The sequence below is a fragment of the Pseudomonas sp. WS 5146 genome (assembly GCF_012985495.1).
Taxonomy (GTDB): domain Bacteria; phylum Pseudomonadota; class Gammaproteobacteria; order Pseudomonadales; family Pseudomonadaceae; genus Aquipseudomonas; species Aquipseudomonas edaphica.
Genome location: NZ_JAAQWL010000003.1, coordinates 20,153 through 39,028 on the forward strand (window position 1 = coordinate 20,153; position 18,876 = coordinate 39,028).

Here is an 18,876-nt window from a genome sequence, read left to right on the forward strand (position 1 = left end):
TGGCTCGTATCAGGGAGGCAGGTGCAGGAATGGCGCTGATTCTAGCGCCATTAATTTTATAGGCCAGTGCTGATTGCCGCCGATAGCTGCAGGTGTGCCTGTTCCACGGCCCGAGCGACCGCTTCTTCACCGCGCACCATGGCGCCCAGGTAGACGAAATCCACCGAGTGGATGCCCACCGTAGACAGGATGGTGGTCATGTAAGGCGTGAGAAAGTCCGGTTCATGCCCCTTGCGCGCATTGCCGCTGCTGACCAGCACGAAGGTGCGGCGGTCCTTGAGCAGGCCGACTTTTTCGAACTGCGCATTGATGGTAAAGCTGCGATGGATGCGCACCACATGGTCGATCCAGACCTTGAGCGCCGCCGGTACGGTGAAGTTGTGCACCGGCGTGCAGAGGATCAACAGGTCGCAGGCTTCCAGTTCGACGATCAGCTGTTCCGACAACGCCGTGGCGCTGCCACTCAAGCCGCCAGGCGTAGTGAGTGCATTCGCGTATTCACGGGTCAGCGGCGCCAGCGCCTGGCTGCCGTAGTCGCGTTCGATGACCTCTGCGCCAGGCACCAGGTCGTTGAGCAAGGCACGGGCCAGCTTGAAGGTCTGCGCGGCCTTGCCGTGGGGGCTGAAGCTAAGGAGCAGGGCGCGGGTCATTGGCTCAGGTCCTGGGAAAAGTGCATGCCTCGCGGCAGCAGGCCTTGGCGGAAATAGAAACGCTGGGCCAGGGCCATATGCAGGCCGGTGTCCAGCACCAGGTAACGATAACCGCGTGCGCGGGTTTCTTCGCGGACGCGGTCGAGCAACTGCTCGCCCAGGCGTCGGCGCTGCAAGGTGGCTTCTACCACCAGGTCATCGACGTAGATGAACTTGCCGTACAGGGTGTTTTCCGTCAGGCGGTAGCCGGCCAGGCCAATGACTTTGCCGTGTTCGCGTGCGGCCAGCAGATGATAGCCGTTCTGGCGCTGGCGTTGAACCTGCGCGGCGAAACTGGCGGCGTCGGTCAGGTGCGGGCGCAGTTGCTGCATCACGGCGAAGCTTGCGAGGCAGTCGGTCTCGGTTTCCACCAGGGCGAACTCAATGGGCTCATTGCTCATCAAGGTTCTCCAGATGGGCCTTGATCGCCTCCGGTACTTTACGAAAACTGATGGCCACGCGGTTCAAGGCGTTCATCAAGGAAATGGCCAGGGTCAGGTCGGCGACTGCCTTCTCGTTGAACACCGCTGCCACGGCGGCGTAGTCGGCATCCGGCACGTGGGTTTGCGCCACCTGGGTGACCACTTCGGCCCAGGCCAGGGCGGCTTGTTCACGCACAGTGAACAACGGCAAGGCTTCACGCCAGGCGGCCAGCAGCATGATCTTTTCCAGGCTTGCGCCTTGCTTGAGCAGGCCGCGGGAATGGGAATCCAGGCAATAGGCGCAGCCGTTGAGCTGCGAAACCCGCAGGTACACCAGTTCAATCAGTTCTTTCTCCAGGCCACAGCCATGCACATAGCTGTGCACGGTGCCCAGGGCCTTGTAACCAGCAGGGGCGGCGTTGCCGTAATCGAGACGGTGTTTCATGGGTAATCCTTGGGTTGCGTTAAGAGATGCGCCATTTTCGGTGGTGGCCGGGTTGCTCGACAGGGGCATGATTGGACAAGTGGGTTGGGACATGATCAGACTCCACCTTGTCGTCCTGCCGAGCCCCCTTGTGATGTCGTCATTGCCCAAATATCAGGAAATCTACCGCCGCTTCCGGCTGGCCATCGACCAGGGCCAACTCGGCCCCGGTGATCGGGTGCCGTCGGTGCGCAGCCTGGCGCTGGAACTCAAGATCGCCCGCGGGACCGTGGAGGCGGCTTACCAGTTGCTGGTCAGTGAGGGGTTTTTTGAGGCGCGTGGGCAGGCGGGCACCGTGATTGCGCGGACATTGCCGCAGGTGGCGATGAAGCCCCAGCCCGTCGCACCACCGCCGACATCGGCGCCGCCAGCCTTGCAAATGGGCCAGCCGGCGCTGGATGCCTTCCCGCGCAAGCTATGGGCACGGCTGGTCACCCAGCAAGTGCGCCGCACCGACGCCGACAGCCTGGCCATGGGCGATGTGCGCGGCGCCCAGGCGTTACGCGTGGCGATTGCCAGCTATCTCGCGTTGTACCGAGGCGTGGAGTGTACGCCCCAGCAGGTATTTATCTGTTCGGGGTATGCCGGCTCCCTGACGCTGTTGTGCGATGCACTGCAAATGGCCGGGCAACGTTGCTGGTACGAAGACCCGGGCTATGTGCATGCGCGGCAGTTATTGAGGCATCAAGGGGTTGAGCTGGTGCCGGTACCGGTCGACCGTGAAGGGCTGGATGTTGAGCAGGGCATCCAGCGTGATCGGCAAGCACGGCTGGCGATTGTGACGCCGGCCCACCAGAGCCCGCTGGGTGTGGCGTTGAGCCTGACGCGCCGCCAGGCCTTGCTGGCCTGGGCGCAGAAGCAGGGCAGTTGGGTGCTGGAGGATGATTACGACAGCGAGTTTCGCTACCAGGGCCAGCCATTGGCGGCGCTCAAGAGCCAGGATGTGCACGACCGAGTGATCCATGCCGGGAGCTTCAGCAAAATGCTGTTTCCGGGCTTGCGCCTGGGCTATCTGGTGGTGCCGGCAGCCTTGGTGGAGGTGTTTGGGCGCAGCGCCGAGGCCTTGCAGCAGCGCGGTGCGCAGTTGTTGCAACTGACCGCGGCGGATTTTCTCGAGCAGGGCCATTTCACCCGGCACTTGAAAAAGATGCGTCAGTTGTATGCGCTGCGAAGGGGCTTTTTGGTCGCCGCGTTACAGGCCCATTGCGCGGATTTTTTACGCGTGGATGAACAGGCCGGGGGGATTAACCTGTTGGCGCGGTTGCGGGTGCCTGTTCCGGATCAGGTAGTTGCCATGGCAGCCAATGAGGCGGGGTTGGCGGTTAACGCATTGTCAGCGTGGACTCTTGAGTCGGGAGGTGGGCAGGGGTTGTTGATGGGCTTTACCAATGTGGCGACGGCCGCACAGGCCAATGAACTGGCATTGAGGCTGCTGCAGATACTGCGGGCATGTCACCCGTAAAGTGTGGGAGCCGGCTTTTTTGGGGGCGCTTCGCACCCCAGCGCAAGCAAGCTTGCTCGCCACGGCAAGCCCGCCCACACATTTAGATCGTGTTCAGCTTTAAAACGTCAGGGTTTTACGGGGGTTGGCAAGGTTACAAGGTTGACGTAGCCATCCCAGAACTTCTGCTGATCGACACCAAACACCACCTTGGCTTTTTGCGTGCCCACCGGCGCGCCTTTTTTGTAGCCCAGCGCCCGGCCGTAGTCGGCGCCAAACGTGGCGTCCACATCCACCCACAGGTCGCGAGACTCAGTGACAATCTCCGGGCTCACCAGAAACAGCGCCGGCAAGCTGTCCCAGGTAAAGCTGTGGTAGCTCGGGTCTTTGTCGAACAGCGGCCCGAACTCGTGCTTGTAGAGATCGGCAATCGCACCTTTGTGGGCTATCACGCGCTGGTACACCGACTTGTCGAAGGTGACTTTCTCACACACATCGTTGGGGAAAATCACGTGTTCGATGGGTGAGCGCAACACAATCTTCGCGGCCTCCGGGTCGAACCACCAGTTGAATTCCGCCGCCGGCGTGGTGTTGCCCGGAATCTCCAGGGCACCGCCCATGTACACGATGCGCTTGATCAGCGGCACGATATCCGGCGCCGAGCGAATCGCCAGGGCGATGTTGGTCAGCGGGCCGACGGCCAGAATGGTCACCTGGTGCGGGTTGGCCCGCACGCTTTGCACAATGAACTGCGCGGCGGTTTCACTGCGCAGCTGGGTGTGGGTGGCCAGGCCATCCGGTGGCGCGACCAGCTGCGCGGGTGAAGTCGGGCGCGGGTTTTTGAACGCGCCCGGCCAGCCTGAACCAAACAGGGCTTTTTCTGCCTCGTAGGTGGCGTAGTCATGCAGCAACGGGTAGGCGGCGCCGGAGTAGACGCCGACCTGTTTTTCCACACCCATGCGCTCTACGGCCTTGAGGGCGTCGACCTGTTCCTGGTCGACCCAGGCATTGCCGCTGACCAGGGTCATGCCCAGCAGGTCGATGCGTTTTTGCGCGTGCAACTGCGCGAGCATGATAAAGGCCTGGCCGTCATCATTGAGCACGTTGAAGTCGGTGTCGAAGATGACTTTTTCAGGCGCGGTTTGCGCTGCCTGTGCCGTGCCGGCACACAGGCCGACGGCGACAAGCAACGCGCAGCTTTTAAGAAAACCTTGCATGGTGATTCATCCGCAAAAAATTGTTGTTATTAACGGTTCACCAGTTTCGCCGGCAAGGCGATGACCAGGAAGCTGCTGAGGATCAGGCAGCCGGCGAAAAACCACAACGCACCCGCACTGCTGCCGGTGACGTCGATGGCAACTCCCATCAACGAGTTGCTCACTAAGCCTGCGATATTCGCCACCGAACAGGCCAGGGCAAAGCCGGTCGCCGCTGCGGTGCCTTTGAGGAAGGTTGCCGGCAGGCTGAAAAACACCGGCACGGCGCCGATGATCGCGGCTGAGGCAATGGCGAACAGCAACACGGTGGCGACCACGCTGTGGGTAAAGAACGTGCTGGTGGCCATGGCCGCCGCACCGATGAAGAACGGCACGATGATGTGCCAGCGGCGTTCGCGGTGTTTGTCGGAGCTGGCGCCGATCAGCAGCATGCCCAGCAGCGCCGCAACGCTGGGCAATGCAGTCAGCACGCCGATATGGAAGGTGTCGGTCACTCCGGCATTGCGGATGAAGGTCGGCATCCAGAACCCCATGGCATAGGCGCTGAGCAGGATCGAGAAGTCGATACCGCCGAGCATCCACACTTTGAGGTTGAAGAAGCCGTCACGGAAGCTGTGCTTGCTGCCGGTGGCGCCGGCTTCGTCCTTGCGCAGTTCGCTTTCCAGCAAGGCCTTTTCTTCGTCCGACAGCCATTTGGCCTGTTGGAAGGTGTTGGGCAGCGCCCAGAAAGTCAGCACGCCGAGCAAGACGCTGGGCACCGCTTCGATCAGGAACAGCCACTGCCAGCCACGCAGGCCGCCCATGTTGTCGAAGTGGCCCATGATCCAGCCTGACAGCGGGCCGCCGATGACGCTCGACAGCGGCAGGCCGATCATGAACAGCGCGATGATGCGCCCGCGTCGGTGCGTCGGGAACCAAGTGGTCAGGTAATACAAAACCCCCGGCAAAAACCCGGCTTCGGCGGCGCCAAGCAGAAAGCGCAGGATGTAGAACTGGGTGGTGGAAGTGACCAGCATGGTGCAGGCCGAGAGCAGGCCCCAGGTGATCATGATGCGCGCGATCCAGATCTTCGCGCCCACTCGTTCGAGTACCAGGTTGCTGGGCACTTCAAAGATGATATAGCCGACGAAAAACAAGCCGGCACCCAGGCCGAACGCGGTTTCGCTGAAGTGCAACTGGTCGAGCATCTGCAACTTGGCGAAACCTATGTTGATGCGGTCCAGGTAGGCGGCCAGGTAGCAGAAACACAGGAACGGAATCAGCTTCCAGGTGATCTTGTGGTAGAGCGTGGTAACGGGGTCGGCGACCGTGGTCGCGGGCGCTGCATTCGCAATGGGCATTGGGGTGTCTCCTGGCGGTGACTTATGGTTTTTATACAGCCGCTTTTTTCCAGCACTTCGGAGTGCTGTAAAAGCGACATCCAAAGGCAGTGTCAGAAGACTGAAAGCTGCACCGGCTTTTTAATGTGGGAGCTGGCTTGCCTGCGATAGCGGTGGATCAGCAACAATTATGCTGCATGACACTCCGTCATCGCAGGCAAGCCAGCTCCCACCGTTGGGCGGGGGCGGCTCACAGTTTTGTGCAAGACCGCGCTCTATGGCGCAGTTCTTCGTAACCTTTATTGCTCCCTGAACTTGCTCATCGCCTCCTGCTTGCTCACGACATCGCCATACTTGCTGTCGATGTCGAACAGGTTGGCTGCATGGGGCGCCGGGTGTCGGTCGCCGACGCATTCGCGCACGACAATGGTGCGAAACCCATGCTGCACCGCATCCACGGCCGTGGCGCGGATGCAGCCGCTGGTGGAACAGCCGGCCAGCACCACAGTGTCGATGCCCTGGGCGTGCAGCATCGGGGCCAGGCTGCTGCCGAAGAAGGCGCTGGCGTACTGTTTGGTGATCACCACTTCATCCGCCTGGGGCAATACCTCGAGGCAGAACGCTGCGAGCGGGTTGCCCTCGACCATGTCTTTCATCACCGGGGCTTTCTTAACCCAGATACCACCATCGGCGAAATGGCCGGGATGGTAGCGGATATTAGTGTGCACCACCGTAATTGCGTGCCGGCGAGCGGTGGCCAGCAATTCGACACTTTCAGCTACGGCCACCACTACTTCGGGGGCATACAGCGGCGCGCCTTCGGTGGTGTAACCCTGCATAAAGTCGATCATCAGCAGCGCAGATTTTTTGCCGAAGCCGATGCGATTGCCCCAGACGCCCTGGTAGTTGGCGTCGGCGGATTGGTTGTTCATCTTCTCAATCCCTCATTTTTGTGTGGCGAGCGAGCGTGTTGTGGTGAGCAAGCTTGTTGTGGCGAGCGAGCTTGCTCGCGCTGGGCTGCGAAGCGGCCCCAAAAAAGCGGGAGCGCTGCGCACTCCAGCGCGAGCAAGCTCGCTCGCCACAACAAGCTCATTCACTACATAAGCTCGCTCACTACATAAGCTCATTCACCACGAGTGTCAGTAAGCGCCGGACAGCAAGGCACCGGCACCGGGCACGATAGGTTCCAGGTCCAAGGCCTTGAGCATCGCGTAGGTGGTGGCGATGGCGGCGGTGAGCACCGGTTTGCCGGTTTGCGCTTCAACCTTGGCCACCACCGGCAGCGACTGCATCTGCACGCAGGCAGAGAGCACGATCACGTCCACCCCTTCCAGGTTCATGCCGGCGACGATGGCCGGCAGGTTGGCCGGGTCGTGGCGCGCCACTTCGAGGTTGTCGGGGATCTCCAGGGCGCGCCAATCCACCACGTCAAAGCCTTCTTCGCGGATGTAGTTCACCACCAGTTCGGTCAGCGGCTTCATGTACGGCGCGACGATGGCAATGCGCTTGGCGCCCATCACTTTCAAGCCTTCGATCAAGGCGCCGGCGCTGGTGATCACCGGCGCGTTGGCGTCGTTATCGGCGGTGGCTTGACGCAGGCGCTGTTCGGAGTTGCGGTGATAACCCAGGCCCATGGCCATGATCGCCACCAGGCAGGCATAACCCAGCACGTCGACCTTGGCGTCGGACAGCTCGATGGCGCAGCGGTCGGACTCGCCGTCCATGGCCGCCAGTTCTTCCTTGCGCACCTGCTTCATGCGCATGCGGCTGGAGTGAAAGGTAAAGCGTTCGGGGCGGATCGCCTGGCGCGCGTTAAGCATCGCCGGGATCTCGGTTTCCATGGTGGTGTTCGAACTCGGCACGATCTGGCCGATACGGTAAGGCTTGAGCATGGTGGTCCCCTTATTGTTGTGTGAGGAAGCCGTCGAGGGCGGCAAAAAAGCCTTCAAGGTCATCCCACGGAATCATGTGCCCGGCGTTCGGTACACGGGCGACCTGGATAGCGGGCTGCAGGTCCTGGATTTCGGCGATGTCTTCATCCAGGATCACGCCGCCGCGCCCGGCCACCATCAACAGGGCAGGGGCCTTGAGCTTGGGCAGGTGCTGGTGGAAGTCGACCGTGTGGAAGTCATTGAAAGCACGCACGATGGCGGGCTCATAACAGGTGTGCAGCCATTCGGCGCGCAGCTGCAGTTGCTCGACGGTCCAGGTGGCGCAGAAGGCGCGCATCGCGTCAGCGTCCATGCCGACCCGCGATTGGCGGATCGAGTCGACGTACCATGGCAACTTGCTCGGGTATTCACGGCGGCCAGGCCCGGACACTGGCGGGTCGATCAGCACCACGCGGTTGACGCCCTGTGGATGCTTGGCTGCACTGTGCACGGCAAATCGCGCGCCCATGGAGTGGCCGACCAGGTGGTAGCTATCCAGCTCAAGCGCATCGGCAAACGCGCAAATGTCCTCGGCGCAGGTGTCTGCGCTGTAGTCCAATTGCGTCCCTGTGGACGACAAGCCGCGCCCGCGCACATCCAGCACGTAAGTGTCGAACCGGGTGCCAAGACGCTCAGCCACAAAACCCCAGGTAATCGCCGGGCTGGTGATGCCCGGGATCAAAATCAGCGCCGGGCCTTTGCCGCCGTAGCGCAGGTAGTGCTGGCGAATACCATTGGCTTGCACATTGGCGCCATACAGGAAGGTACTCACGCGGCCACCCCCGATTTCAGTTCCTGGGCGTACAGGTCATAACCGTAGACCCAGGCCGGGTCTTCCTGGGTGCGCAGCCAGGTGTTGGCGTTGGACACCGCTTGTACGCGGGACGCACGTTCCTTGCGGTTGGCTTCGTAGAGCTGGAAGGCGGTGCGGTAGTCGCTGATACCGGTTTCCTGCAAGCAGCGGGTGAGCATGGCCGCGTCTTCGATGGCCATGCCGGCACCCTGGGCCATATGCGGTTTCATCGGGTGGCAGGCGTCACCCAGCAACACCAGGCGGCCACGGCTCCACAGCGGCAACGGGTTACGGTTGCGCAGCGGCCATTTGGTCACGCTTTCGGTGGACTCGATCAGCGCCTGCACGGTGGGGTGGTAGCCTTTGAAGGCGTCAAACATCTCTTCGCGGCTGCTGTCGACAAACGCGCCCTGGAAGTCCCATTCGGCATGGGGCACGCCGGTCACGTAGTAGTACTCGTCACGCTTGCCGGTGGTGTAGTAGACCATCATGTGGCGGTCCTCGGTCCACCACTTGATGCAGTCTTCGAACTTCAAGTCGTACTTGGCCAACTGGTCGCCACGGATCAGCGCACGGTGCGCGACCCAGCCGCTGTACAGCGGTTTTTCCACGCCGAGCAGCTCTTCACGGATCCTGGAGTTGATGCCATCGGCGCCGATCACGATATCGGCGTAGGTCACTTCGCCGTCGGCAAAGGTCAGGCGCACTTGGGTATCGGTTTCTTCCAGGGTTTCCAGGCGCTTGTTGAAGTGCAGGGTGCCGGGTTTGAGGGTCGACATCTGCAATGCATGCAAGTCGCCACGGTGCACGGTGATGTAGGAAGCGCCGTAGCCGGTGAGTGGAATACGCGAGAGGTAGTCACCGCTTTCGCCGCAACGGCTGAACCAGTGCTCGGGGTGCGAGCCCATCAGGTCCAGCTGTTTTTCAATGCCCATGCGGCGGAAGATTTTCATGATGTTAGGCCCCATGTGGATGCCTGCACCCAAGCGGGAAAACTCCGGCGCCTGTTCATAGATATCGACATCGAAACCGGCTTGCTGCAGCAGTGTGGCCGCCGCCGCGCCGCCCAGGCCGGCACCGACGATGGCGATTTTTTGTGTGCTTCCCATGGGGCGTGAACCTCTCTCTTTTTGATTTTTGGCGGCATCTGTCCGCAAGGTTTTTAAAGTGTATACGCTCATTTTTTGAAATGGGAAGCCCACGTTCACAATTTTATTTTTTGGCCGTATTTATCCTGTGTAACGGGTTTAGGCCTTTATCTGTAGTGGTTGTGTGGTTTGGTAACGTTTTGGTGCGCTACTTGCAGTTCGTCTTCAATTCGGGTCTTATCGTTATTAATTGGCGTATACGCTATAAAAATGCACTGGAGTGAAGCGCGGTGCTTGAACTTGGTGCAGCCCCACAGGAGACAGGAAAATGCCGGTAAGCGATTGCGAACTGACCCAGATGTTTGAGCACGTGTTGAAACTCTCGAAGGTCGACCCGACCCAGAGCGTCGCCGTGCTCAAGAGCCATTACTCGGACCCGCGCACTGTGCGTGCTGCGATGGACGCGGCGCAGCGCCTGGGGGCCAAGGTGTATGCGGTGGAACTGCCGTCGTTCAACCATCCCAAAGCCATGGGCAACGACATGACCGCCTACTGCGGCGACACCGCGCTCACCGGCAATATCGCCGCCCAGCGCGCGTTGGAGGCCGCCGACCTGATCGTCGACACCATGATGCTGCTGCACTCGCCGGAGCAGGAGCAGATCCTCAAGACCGGCACGCGTATCCTGCTGGCGGTGGAACCGCCGGAAGTGCTGGCGCGCATGCTGCCCACCGAAGCCGACAAGGGGCGTGTGCTGGCGGCCGAGCAGTTGCTGAAGAAGGCGCGCTCGATCCACGTCAAGTCCCGCGCGGGCAGTGATTTCCGTGCAGCGCTGGGCCAATACCCGTCGGTCACCGAGTACGGTTTTGCCGACGAGCCTGGGCGCTGGGACCACTGGCCGAGTGGTTTCCTGTTCTCCTGGCCCAACGAAGAAACCGCCGAAGGTGTGCTGGTGCTGGATATCGGTGACATCCTGCTGCCGTTCAAGACCTACACCCGCGAGAAGATCACCCTGGAGATCGAGAAGGGCTTTATCACCAAGATCCACGGCGGTTTCGAGGCCGAGTACCTGCGCGATTACATGAAGTATTTCAATGACCCGGAGGTGTACGGCATCTCCCATATCGGCTGGGGCTTGCAGCCAAAGGCGCAGTGGACGGCCATGGGCTTGCACGACAAAAACGATGGCATGTGCATGGATGCGCGGGCGTTCTACGGCAACTTCCTGTTCTCCACCGGGCCGAATACCGAAGTGGGCGGCACGCGCAAGACGCCATGCCATATGGATATTCCGCTGCGTAATTGTGATGTGTACCTGGATGATGAGGCGGTGGTGATCGGCGGCGATGTCGTTGCACCGCAAGCGTCCCTGGCACGCTGAGTTTTCAAGTGTGGGAGCTGGCTTGCCTGCGATAACGGTCTGGCAGGCACATCACGGCTGGCTGATCCGGCGCTATCGCAGGCAAGCCAGCTCCCACAGTTTGAGCGTGCACCTTTAGTTTGAGGCTTGAGTCCGTTCACTATCCCCGCCATCATGCCGACCATCGCTAATCACTCACCGAGCCACGCCGTGCCTGATTCCTACGTTTTCTCTGAACAAGTTGGCCACCTGCTGCGCAAGGCCTACCAGCGCCACCTGGCGATTTTTCAGCAGAATGTCGGCGACTCACAACTCACCGCCGTGCAGTTCGTCACCCTGTGTGCGCTGCGCGATCACGGTGCAAGTTCCCTCACCGAACTGGTCAAGGCCACGGCCGTCGACCAGGCGACCATTCGCGGTATCGTCGAGCGGCTCAAGGCCAAGGCGCTGATTACCCTGGAACCAGACCCCCAGGACAAGCGCAAGGTGGTGGTTGACCTGTCGCCAGCCGGCGCCGAACTGGTCGCGCAAACCGCGCCGCGCGCCGCGCAGATCAGCGAGCTGACCATGAGCAACCTCAACCCCGCCGAGCGCGTGGCGGTGCTGTTTCTGCTGCGCAAGATGATCGACGACCCGCAGGAATAAACCGGCGCTGGCATCGTTTTTGCTCTGAGTTCATGTAGTAGTCACTTCACGTGCCAAGTGTGTCGCGAGGCCCCAACTCCGCGGCGCTTTTTTTTGGCTGTTTCGTGTAGTGATTGCTTCATCAACTGATACAGGCGAAGCGAATGATCAGCCCACCCATCACCGTTACCCTCAAGGTCAACGGCCACATCCGCGAAGTCAGTGCGATGGCGGATACGCCGCTGCTGCTGGTGTTGCGCAATGACTTGCAGCTTAACGGCCCCAAGTACGGCTGCGGCCTGGGCGAGTGCGGTGCGTGCACCGTGATCATCGATGGTGTGGCGGCGCGCTCGTGCGTGTTTCCGCTGGCGGGTGCAACCGGGCGCGAGATTGTCACCCTTGAAGGGCTCGGCACACGCCAGGCGCCGCACCCCGTGCAGCAAGCCTTTATCGAGGAGCAGGCGGCACAATGCGGTTATTGCCTCAACGGCATGATCATGACGGCCAAGGCGTTGCTCGACCGCAACCCCAACCCCAGCGAAGCCCAGGTGCGCAATGAGTTGTCGGGCAACCTGTGCCGCTGCGGCACCCATATCGAAATCCTGCGCGCCGTACTGCGTGCAGCGCACCTCTTGAGCGTGGAAGGCCGACCATGACTGATAATTCCCGTGACCAATGGCTGGCCAAGTCTGGCGTCTTATTGATTGTCGATGATGTACTGCCACCTTCAGGCCCGGTGGCCAAGGGCGGCACACCGACCGTGAAACCCAAGGAACTGGGGTTGTTCATTGCGGTAAACGATGACGGCCTGGTGTATGCCTTTAACGGCCATGTGGACCTGGGCACCGGCATTCGCACGTCGCTGGCGCAGATTGTGGCCGAAGAGCTGGACCTGAGCACGGAGCAGGTCAAGATGGTTCTGGGCGATACCGAGCGTGCGCCCAACCAGGGTGCAACCATCGCCAGCGCGACCTTGCAGATTTCGGCGATCCCGCTGCGCAACGCGGCCGCCGAAGCACGGCGCTTTTTGCTCGCGCGCGCAGCGGGACGCTGGGGCGTGAGCACGGGCAGCCTCAAGGTTGAAGCCGGGGTTGTCCACACTGCCGATGGGCGCACCACGACCTACGCAGAGTTGGTCAGCGGCCAGCATGACCAGTTGCGCATCAGCGGTGACGCGCCGTTAAAACCTGTTGCGGATTATCGGCTGGTCGGCAAGGGCGCCGCGCGCGTGGATATTCCCGGCAAGGCCACCGGCGAGTTGACCTATGTGCACGACATGCGCGTGCCGGACATGCTCCATGGTCGCGTGGTACGCCCGCCGTATGCGGGGCTCGACTGCGGTGAGTTTGTCGGCAACAGTTTGTTGAGTGTGGATGAAGCGTCCATCGCGCATATCCCCGGCATTGTCGCGGTGGTGGTGATTCGCGATTTTGTCGGTGTAGTGGCGATGCGCGAAGAACAGGCGATCAAGGCCGCCCACGAACTCCAGGTGCACTGGAAACCGTGGAACAACGCCTTGCCGGACATGAGCGATGTCGAGCAGGCCATTCGCGACAACCCACGGGTACGCCGCACGGTGCTCGATCAGGGCAACGTCGACGAAGCCTTGGCGGGCGCCAGCCAGCGCATGCCGCGCAGCTATTTGTGGCCGTACCAGATGCATGGTTCGATCGGGCCTTCGTGCGGCGTGGCGGACTATCAAGCAACCGGCAGCCGCGTGTGGTCGGGCAGCCAGAACCCGCACCTGCTGCGCGCAGACCTTGCGTGGTTGCTGGAATGCGACGAAGCGCTGATCGACGTGATCCGCATGGAAGCCGCCGGCTGTTACGGGCGCAACTGTGCGGACGATGTGTGCGCCGATGCCTTGCTGCTGTCGCGCGCGGTGGGCAAGCCGGTGCGCGTGCAACTGACCCGCGAACAGGAACACCTGTGGGAACCCAAGGGCACCGCGCAGTTGATGGATGTTGACGGCGGGCTCAATGCCGACGGCAGCATTGCCGCCTATGACTTTGAAACCAGCTACCCGTCCAACGGCGCGCCGACCCTGGCGCTGTTGCTGACTGGCCGCGTGGAGCCGGTGGCGGCGATGTTCGAGATGGGCGACCGCACCTCGATCCCGCCCTATGCCATCGACGATATGCGCGTGACCATCAACGACATGGCACCCATCGTGCGCGCCTCGTGGATGCGCGGCGTATCGGCGTTGCCCAACACCTTTGCGCATGAATCCTACATCGACGAACTCGCGTTTGCCGCAGGCGTCGACCCGGTGGAATACCGCCTGCGTTACCTCAAGGACGAGCGCGCCATCGAGCTGGTCAAATCCACCGCCGAACGTGCCAACTGGTCACCGCGCACGGCGCCGATGCAAACCGCCAACCAAGACCACCTGTTGCGCGGTCGCGGCTTTGCCTATGCGCGCTATATCCACAGCAAATTCCCCGGTTTCGGCGCGGCGTGGGCGGCGTGGGTGGCGGACGTGGCGATCGACAAGCACACCGGTGATGTGTCGGTGACGCGGGTGGTGATCGGCCATGACTCGGGAATGATGATCAACCCGGCGGGCGTGCAGCATCAGATCCACGGCAATGTGATCCAGTCCACCAGCCGTGTGCTCAAGGAGCGGGTGACCTTTGAGGAGTCGACGGTGGCGAGCAAGGAGTGGGGCGGCTACCCGATCTTGACCTTCCCCGAAGTGCCCAGGATCGACGTGCTGATGATGCCGCGCCAGGACCAGCCGCCCATGGGCGCCGGCGAGTCGGCTTCGGTGCCGAGTGCGGCGGCGATTGCCAATGCGATCTATGACGCCACCGGCATTCGTTTTCGCGAGCTGCCGATAACGCCCGAACGGGTATTGGCGGCGCTGAATGCAGGCAGCCTTGGCGAACCTGCCAAGTCGCCGGAAAAACGCAGGAAGTGGTGGTTCGGTGCGCTGTTTGCCACCTTGGGCGCAGTGCTGGCCACCGCTTGGCCGTTTCACCCTGAAATCGCACCGATTGCGCCGCCCGGCGCGGGCACCTGGTCCAAGGCCACCCTGGAACGCGGGCGCTTGCTGGCGGCTGTCGGCGATTGCGCGGTGTGCCATACCGCGCCGGGTGGCGCGACCAATGCCGGCGGCCTGGCGATGCAAACGCCGTTCGGCACGCTGTACAGCAGCAATATCACCCCGGACGTGAAAACCGGCATCGGCGCCTGGTCCTACCCGGCATTCGAGCGGGCGATGCGTGACGGCATTGGCCGTGACGGACGCAACCTGTACCCGGCGTTTCCCTACACGGCGTTTCGCAATATCAATGATGCCGACCTGCAGGCGTTGTATGCCTACCTGATGTCCCAGGCGCCGGTCAGCCAGGCGCCGACGCCGAATGCCATGCGCTTTCCGTTCAATATCCGACCATTGATGGCCGGCTGGAATGCACTGAATCTGCGGCGTGGTGAAATCACCCCGCAGCCTGAGCGCAGCGAGCAATGGAATCGCGGCAATTACTTGGTCAATGGCCTCGGGCACTGCGCCGCGTGCCACTCGCCGCGCAACCTGATGGGTGCGCAGAAGGGCGGCAAATCCTTTCTGGCCGGGGGCATGGTCGATGGCTGGGAGGCGCCCGCATTGACGGGCTTGTCCAAGGCACCGACGCCGTGGACCGAGGACCAGTTGTTCAACTACCTGAGCACTGGCTATTCCGATGCCCATGGCGTGGCGGCGGGCCCGATGGGGCCGGTGGTGAGTGAGTTGTCAAAGCTGCCCAAGGCCGATATTCGTGCGATGGCGGTGTACCTGGCGTCACTTAATGGCGAGGCCACTGCCGAGGTGCAAACGGTGGCGACGGCGCCGCTGCCCAACCCCAATGGCCGACGTGTATTCGAAGGCTCATGCAAAGCCTGTCATGCCGATGGCCTGGGGCCGAAGCTGTTCGGGGTGAGCCCGTCATTGGCGACCAATACCAATGTGTTCAGCGACCAGCCGGATAATTTGATCAAGGTGATTTTGCAAGGTATCAGCAGCCCGGCGACCCGGGACTTGGGGTATATGCCGGGCTTCAAGGACAGCCTGTCGAATGGCCAGGTGGCGGATCTGGTCGACTACCTGCGCGGGCAATTTGCGCCGAATGCGCCGGCGTGGAAAGGCCTGGAACAAAAGGTAGCGCACTTGCGCGCTAACCCCGGCACGCACTGACAGAACGCGGTTAAAACTGTGGGAGCTGGCTCTGCTGTTGCTGTTGATCTGGCCCTTGCATCCTTTTCGCCGGCGAAGTCAGCGGTCTCTTGATCTGCGTTTTTGATCTTGATCTGAAATCGTCCCCCCAAATCACTAAAAATAACCAGGCAAAAAAAAGCCCGCGGGAGAGCGGGCAGAAGGGATACTTCTTAAAAATGAGCCTGCCGACTATAGGTGCCAGGCGCCCCTTTTACAGTGAAACAAAATTCATGCACGCATCAGACAATCACCGGAGAGTGGTAGAGTCGCATTTTTTTCAAGGAAGCGATGGCATGCGAAAGCTGGTAATTGGCGCATTGACAGTGGCCGCACTGTCTGGCTGTGCGGGCTCGAAGATGAAGGACGCGCGCAGCGGCCAGCCCTACAAGACCCTTGCGTCGGACAAGGCCACATTGGTGGTTGCCCAATGCATCCAGTTCGGCTGGCAGGACGAGGCCGTGTTCGGCGTGGATGCCGGTGGTTTCAAAGAGCCGCTCGAAACAGGCGGTTTTACCGTCTACACCACGGGCGGTGACTACTTTGCCGATGTGCGCGTAGCCGGTGGCGGCTCCAGCGTCAAATACTATGCCGCCCAGGACACGATGCCGGCCAAGCGGCGGTTGGCCGCACTGGCCACCTGTCTGTAGGCTGTCTCCTTAGCATTTTTCGGAAATGCCCGGCGGGACAGCCGCCGGACATTGGCTTATTATTCCTCCCGCTCGCTCGACGCGATGGCTCTTTACCAGTACACGGACGTCGAGGCCTGATCGTCGAGCGGGCCTCGTTTCCTTCCTATCGCGGCATGTAGCCCAAGTGCCAGCGCCGGGGAATCTTCAGTGACACCAGCCCCAGCACGGCGGCCAATGCGCCACTCACCAGCAGCGCCTTGAGCCCGAGCTGGTGCTCCAGCACCGCGCCGATCACGGCGCCCACGAACATGCCGACCCACGGCACCAGTTGCACCCGCCAACCGTTACGCCGCTCCCCCAGTATCCAGCGCCCCAACCCGCGACCAAAACGTGAGAGCGCGCCGGTCACATAGGTCAGGCCCACCGGCAACCCGTTGACCTCTTCCACGGCCGCATTGAGCATGCCCATGGCCAGGATCGCCGCCAGCAGCGCCGGCAACGTATCGTCGAAGGGCCACAGCGCCGCGCCGCACAACAAGGCGGCGATGCACAGCAGCAAAGGCAGCGCATGCCGGCGGCTGAAGCGGCTGACCACCACCCCCAAGGCGTTGCCCAGCACAAATACCGCCACCAGCAACAGCAGGCGCCCGGTCAGGCCCAGGTCACCGGCGCTGATTGCCACCGCCAGGCGCGTGGTGTTGCCGCTCATGAATGAAACAAAATCCCCGCTGGCCATAAAGCCAATCGCATCGGTCATGCCCGCCAGCACCGACAGGCTGGCCACCAGCATCAATCCGACCCGCCCGCGCCAGCGTTGGCGATGGGCAAGCGCTGCATTGGCATAAAGCCTTTGGGACGTAGGCAACATAGGATCGGGCTCCGCGGTGAGATTATTCGGCCACTACCGTAGGACGCTTTGGCGGTGCATGCAATGACCTCAGACACTTTCCAGTCGCCAGCCGGTGTGCTGCCAGATCAAGTGGTGGGTCGGCCGGATCGCGTTAATGAACGCCTCGTCATGGGACACCGCAACAATGGCCCCGCTAAACCCGCGCAGCGCCTGTTCAAAGGCCAGTACCGATTCCAGGTCCAGATGGTTGGTGGGCTCGTCCAGCAATAGCAGTTGCGCCGGGGCATCGCGCCACAAGGCGATCGCCATGGCGGCTTTCAAGCGTTCGCCACCGCTCAGTTGGCCGGTGGGCTGGGTGACGCGCAGGGCGTCCAGTTGCAACAAGGCCAGGCGCGTGCGCAGCTCGGCTTCGGCCAGGGGCGTGTCGAGCAGGTTGAGTTGTTCGACGATGGAGCGCTCATCCATCAGCAGCGCCAGGTGCTGATCGATATACGCGGCGGGTATCGACACCGTGCAGGCGCCGCTGACCGCTTGCCATTGGCCGGCCAGCAGCTTGAGCAGCGTGGACTTGCCGCAACCGTTTGGCCCACGCACGGCCACGCGTACCGGGCCGTTCAAGTTGAGCGTCAGGTAAGTGGCTGGCTGGTGTGGGTCGAGCCACGGCAGTTGGGCATTTTCCAGGGTGAGTACGTGGCGGCCGTTGGGCAAGGCCGAGCCGGGCAGGGCGAGCAACGTGGGGGTTTCATCGACGACACGCGCATAGGCTTGGCGCACCTGCCCATCCAGCTCATTTTTATAGGCGTGGTGAGCGCTGCGCACCGTGCTGACGATTTCCGTGGCTGCGCCTTTCCAGCGGGCTTTGGTAAAGCGATCAACGTTGGCGGTTTCGGCATGCTTGCGTGAGCGTGCGGCATTGCGTTGCAGGCTGTCGTGATCCTTTTGCAGGCGCTTGCGCTCGCGGCTGCGTTGCAGGCGAGCATGCTCAAGTGCCATGGCGGCAGCGTGTTGTTCGGTATCGCGCTGCTGGCGATAGGCAGCGTAATTGCCGCCATACACACGCATGCCAAGGGGCGACAGTTCGACGATACGCGCCAGGGTATTGAGCAGCTGTCGATCATGGCTGACCACCACCAAGCCGCCGCGCCAGTTGCTCAAAACCCGCAGCAGCCACTCGCGCCCATGGCTGTCGAGGTGGTTGGTGGGCTCATCCAGTACCAGCAGATCCGGCGCGGCCAATAGCGCACCGATTACGACAACCCTGGCCAGTTGGCCGCCACTCAGTTGAGTGGCTGGGGCTTCAAAACCGAGTGCGTGTAAACCCGCGTCATCAAGTGCGGCACGCAAGCGTTCGGCAAGGTCCCAGCGATCGTCAATCAGCTCAAGGTCACCGGCCCAGGCCTCGCCTCGGGCCATGCGCTCAAGCGCGGCCAATGCCTGGGCAGTACCGGTGATCTGCGCAAGGCTTGCTCCCGGTTGCAGCGTCAGGCTCTGTGCGACGTAGGCTACGCGGGCCTTGCCATCGAGCGTCCCGCAAGAGGGCGCAAGTACGCCGGCCAGCAAGCGCGCCAGGATACTTTTGCCGCGACCATTACGGCCGACAATCCCGGTGGGTGTGTAATCAATGGACAGGGTGAGGTCGTCCAGCAAGGTTTCGCCATTGGCGAACTGGAACGACACGTGTTGCAGGGAAACCAATACGGGCAGGCGTTTGACGTCAGTCATCAGCACCTCCAAAAAAATGTCGAACAGGCCAACAAGCGCGCCAGGCGGCTCGTTGCAAATACATTTCGGAAGGCTTAGTTGTTCACGTCGGCGCTCATCCCGTGAGTCAGAA

Annotated in this window: 17 protein-coding genes; 6 read left to right on the forward strand and 11 right to left on the reverse strand. The window is 61.8% G+C overall.

The features are described 5' to 3' along the window. Nucleotides 1–56: 56 nt before the first annotated feature. Genes HBO41_RS08965 through HBO41_RS08975 form a run of 3 tightly spaced genes read right to left on the reverse strand, consistent with a single transcriptional unit; the run spans nucleotide 57 to nucleotide 1,556 of the window. A complete protein-coding gene (locus HBO41_RS08965) occupies nucleotides 57–650 on the reverse strand; it encodes an FMN-dependent NADH-azoreductase (protein ID WP_099549886.1) in 594 nt (197 codons plus the stop codon). Further along, complete coding sequence (locus HBO41_RS08970; protein ID WP_169985883.1) at nucleotides 647–1,090, reverse strand: GNAT family N-acetyltransferase; 444 nt, start codon at nucleotides 1,088–1,090, stop codon at nucleotides 647–649. The genes HBO41_RS08965 and HBO41_RS08970 overlap by 4 nt, the downstream gene beginning before the upstream one ends. Then, a complete protein-coding gene (locus tag HBO41_RS08975) occupies nucleotides 1,080–1,556 on the reverse strand; it encodes a carboxymuconolactone decarboxylase family protein (RefSeq protein ID WP_099549884.1) in 477 nt (158 codons plus the stop codon). Before HBO41_RS08975 ends, HBO41_RS08970 begins: the two co-directional genes overlap by 11 nt. Nucleotides 1,557–1,689: 133 nt before the next feature. On the opposite strand from HBO41_RS08975, the gene HBO41_RS08980 reads away from it, so the two are divergent. Then, complete coding sequence (locus HBO41_RS08980; RefSeq protein ID WP_099549903.1) at nucleotides 1,690–3,057, forward strand: PLP-dependent aminotransferase family protein; 1,368 nt, start codon at nucleotides 1,690–1,692, stop codon at nucleotides 3,055–3,057. Nucleotides 3,058–3,164: 107 nt separating this feature from the next. On the opposite strand, the gene HBO41_RS08985 is transcribed toward HBO41_RS08980, so the two are convergent. The 6 genes from HBO41_RS08985 to HBO41_RS09010 all read right to left on the reverse strand — a co-directional run bounded on the left by HBO41_RS08985 (nucleotide 3,165) and on the right by HBO41_RS09010 (nucleotide 9,405). Further along, on the reverse strand, nucleotides 3,165–4,253 hold the full coding sequence (locus HBO41_RS08985; protein WP_099549883.1) for a nucleoside hydrolase: 1,089 nt from the start codon (nucleotides 4,251–4,253) through the stop codon (nucleotides 3,165–3,167). 29 nt (nucleotides 4,254–4,282) lie between these two features. Continuing rightward, on the reverse strand, nucleotides 4,283–5,593 hold the full coding sequence (locus HBO41_RS08990; protein ID WP_017135470.1) for an MFS transporter: 1,311 nt from the start codon (nucleotides 5,591–5,593) through the stop codon (nucleotides 4,283–4,285). Nucleotides 5,594–5,871: 278 nt separating this feature from the next. Beyond that, complete coding sequence (locus HBO41_RS08995) at nucleotides 5,872–6,504, reverse strand: N-carbamoylsarcosine amidohydrolase (RefSeq protein WP_138454287.1); 633 nt, start codon at nucleotides 6,502–6,504, stop codon at nucleotides 5,872–5,874. 207 nt (nucleotides 6,505–6,711) lie between these two features. Next, a complete protein-coding gene (locus tag HBO41_RS09000) occupies nucleotides 6,712–7,464 on the reverse strand; it encodes an Asp/Glu racemase (protein WP_169985885.1) in 753 nt (250 codons plus the stop codon). Between the two features lie 10 nt (nucleotides 7,465–7,474). Beyond that, nucleotides 7,475–8,275 carry an alpha/beta fold hydrolase gene (locus HBO41_RS09005; protein WP_169985887.1) on the reverse strand — a complete coding sequence of 267 codons (801 nt, stop codon included), beginning with the start codon at nucleotides 8,273–8,275 and terminating at the stop codon, nucleotides 7,475–7,477. After that, nucleotides 8,272–9,405 carry an FAD-dependent monooxygenase gene (locus HBO41_RS09010; protein WP_099549879.1) on the reverse strand — a complete coding sequence of 378 codons (1,134 nt, stop codon included), beginning with the start codon at nucleotides 9,403–9,405 and terminating at the stop codon, nucleotides 8,272–8,274. Before HBO41_RS09010 ends, HBO41_RS09005 begins: the two co-directional genes overlap by 4 nt. Nucleotides 9,406–9,712: 307 nt before the next feature. On the opposite strand from HBO41_RS09010, the gene HBO41_RS09015 reads away from it, so the two are divergent. The 5 genes from HBO41_RS09015 (at nucleotide 9,713) to HBO41_RS09035 (ending at nucleotide 16,210) form a co-directional block, all read left to right on the forward strand. Further along, entirely contained in the window at nucleotides 9,713–10,765 is a 1,053-nt protein-coding gene (locus HBO41_RS09015; RefSeq protein ID WP_099549878.1) for a 2,5-dihydroxypyridine 5,6-dioxygenase, read from the forward strand. Between the two features lie 189 nt (nucleotides 10,766–10,954). After that, nucleotides 10,955–11,389 carry a MarR family winged helix-turn-helix transcriptional regulator gene (locus tag HBO41_RS09020; protein ID WP_026013564.1) on the forward strand — a complete coding sequence of 145 codons (435 nt, stop codon included), beginning with the start codon at nucleotides 10,955–10,957 and terminating at the stop codon, nucleotides 11,387–11,389. 143 nt (nucleotides 11,390–11,532) lie between these two features. Continuing rightward, nucleotides 11,533–12,024: a (2Fe-2S)-binding protein gene (locus HBO41_RS09025; RefSeq protein WP_099549877.1), complete on the forward strand. Its 492-nt coding sequence runs from the start codon at nucleotides 11,533–11,535 to the stop codon at nucleotides 12,022–12,024. After that, a complete protein-coding gene (locus tag HBO41_RS09030) occupies nucleotides 12,021–15,542 on the forward strand; it encodes a molybdopterin cofactor-binding domain-containing protein (RefSeq protein WP_169985889.1) in 3,522 nt (1,173 codons plus the stop codon). The genes HBO41_RS09025 and HBO41_RS09030 overlap by 4 nt, the downstream gene beginning before the upstream one ends. Nucleotides 15,543–15,856: 314 nt before the next feature. Next, the gene (locus HBO41_RS09035; RefSeq protein WP_017135479.1) at nucleotides 15,857–16,210 is read left to right on the forward strand and encodes a hypothetical protein; all 354 of its coding nucleotides are present in this window, start codon (nucleotides 15,857–15,859) and stop codon (nucleotides 16,208–16,210) included. Nucleotides 16,211–16,355: 145 nt separating this feature from the next. On the opposite strand, the gene HBO41_RS09040 is transcribed toward HBO41_RS09035, so the two are convergent. Continuing rightward, a complete protein-coding gene (locus tag HBO41_RS09040) occupies nucleotides 16,356–17,060 on the reverse strand; it encodes a YoaK family protein (RefSeq protein ID WP_169985891.1) in 705 nt (234 codons plus the stop codon). A 69-nt stretch (nucleotides 17,061–17,129) separates the two neighbouring features. Next, the gene (locus HBO41_RS09045) at nucleotides 17,130–18,764 is read right to left on the reverse strand and encodes an ABC-F family ATP-binding cassette domain-containing protein (protein ID WP_169985893.1); all 1,635 of its coding nucleotides are present in this window, start codon (nucleotides 18,762–18,764) and stop codon (nucleotides 17,130–17,132) included. Nucleotides 18,765–18,876 lie beyond the last annotated feature (112 nt).

Coding starts and splice junctions, on each gene's coding strand:
- HBO41_RS08995 (WP_138454287.1), bottom strand. CDS start 6,504: ATGAACAACCAATCCGCCGACGCCAACTACCAGGGCGTCTGGGGCAAT.
- HBO41_RS08975 (WP_099549884.1), bottom strand. CDS start 1,556: ATGAAACACCGTCTCGATTACGGCAACGCCGCCCCTGCTGGTTACAAG.
- HBO41_RS08990 (WP_017135470.1), bottom strand. CDS start 5,593: ATGCCCATTGCGAATGCAGCGCCCGCGACCACGGTCGCCGACCCCGTT.
- HBO41_RS09000 (WP_169985885.1), bottom strand. CDS start 7,464: ATGCTCAAGCCTTACCGTATCGGCCAGATCGTGCCGAGTTCGAACACC.
- HBO41_RS09025 (WP_099549877.1), top strand. CDS start 11,533: ATGATCAGCCCACCCATCACCGTTACCCTCAAGGTCAACGGCCACATC.
- HBO41_RS08970 (WP_169985883.1), bottom strand. CDS start 1,090: ATGAGCAATGAGCCCATTGAGTTCGCCCTGGTGGAAACCGAGACCGAC.
- HBO41_RS09030 (WP_169985889.1), top strand. CDS start 12,021: ATGACTGATAATTCCCGTGACCAATGGCTGGCCAAGTCTGGCGTCTTA.
- HBO41_RS09045 (WP_169985893.1), bottom strand. CDS start 18,764: ATGACTGACGTCAAACGCCTGCCCGTATTGGTTTCCCTGCAACACGTG.
- HBO41_RS08980 (WP_099549903.1), top strand. CDS start 1,690: ATGTCGTCATTGCCCAAATATCAGGAAATCTACCGCCGCTTCCGGCTG.
- HBO41_RS09010 (WP_099549879.1), bottom strand. CDS start 9,405: ATGGGAAGCACACAAAAAATCGCCATCGTCGGTGCCGGCCTGGGCGGC.
- HBO41_RS09015 (WP_099549878.1), top strand. CDS start 9,713: ATGCCGGTAAGCGATTGCGAACTGACCCAGATGTTTGAGCACGTGTTG.
- HBO41_RS08965 (WP_099549886.1), bottom strand. CDS start 650: ATGACCCGCGCCCTGCTCCTTAGCTTCAGCCCCCACGGCAAGGCCGCG.
- HBO41_RS09040 (WP_169985891.1), bottom strand. CDS start 17,060: ATGTTGCCTACGTCCCAAAGGCTTTATGCCAATGCAGCGCTTGCCCAT.
- HBO41_RS08985 (WP_099549883.1), bottom strand. CDS start 4,253: ATGCAAGGTTTTCTTAAAAGCTGCGCGTTGCTTGTCGCCGTCGGCCTG.
- HBO41_RS09035 (WP_017135479.1), top strand. CDS start 15,857: ATGCGAAAGCTGGTAATTGGCGCATTGACAGTGGCCGCACTGTCTGGC.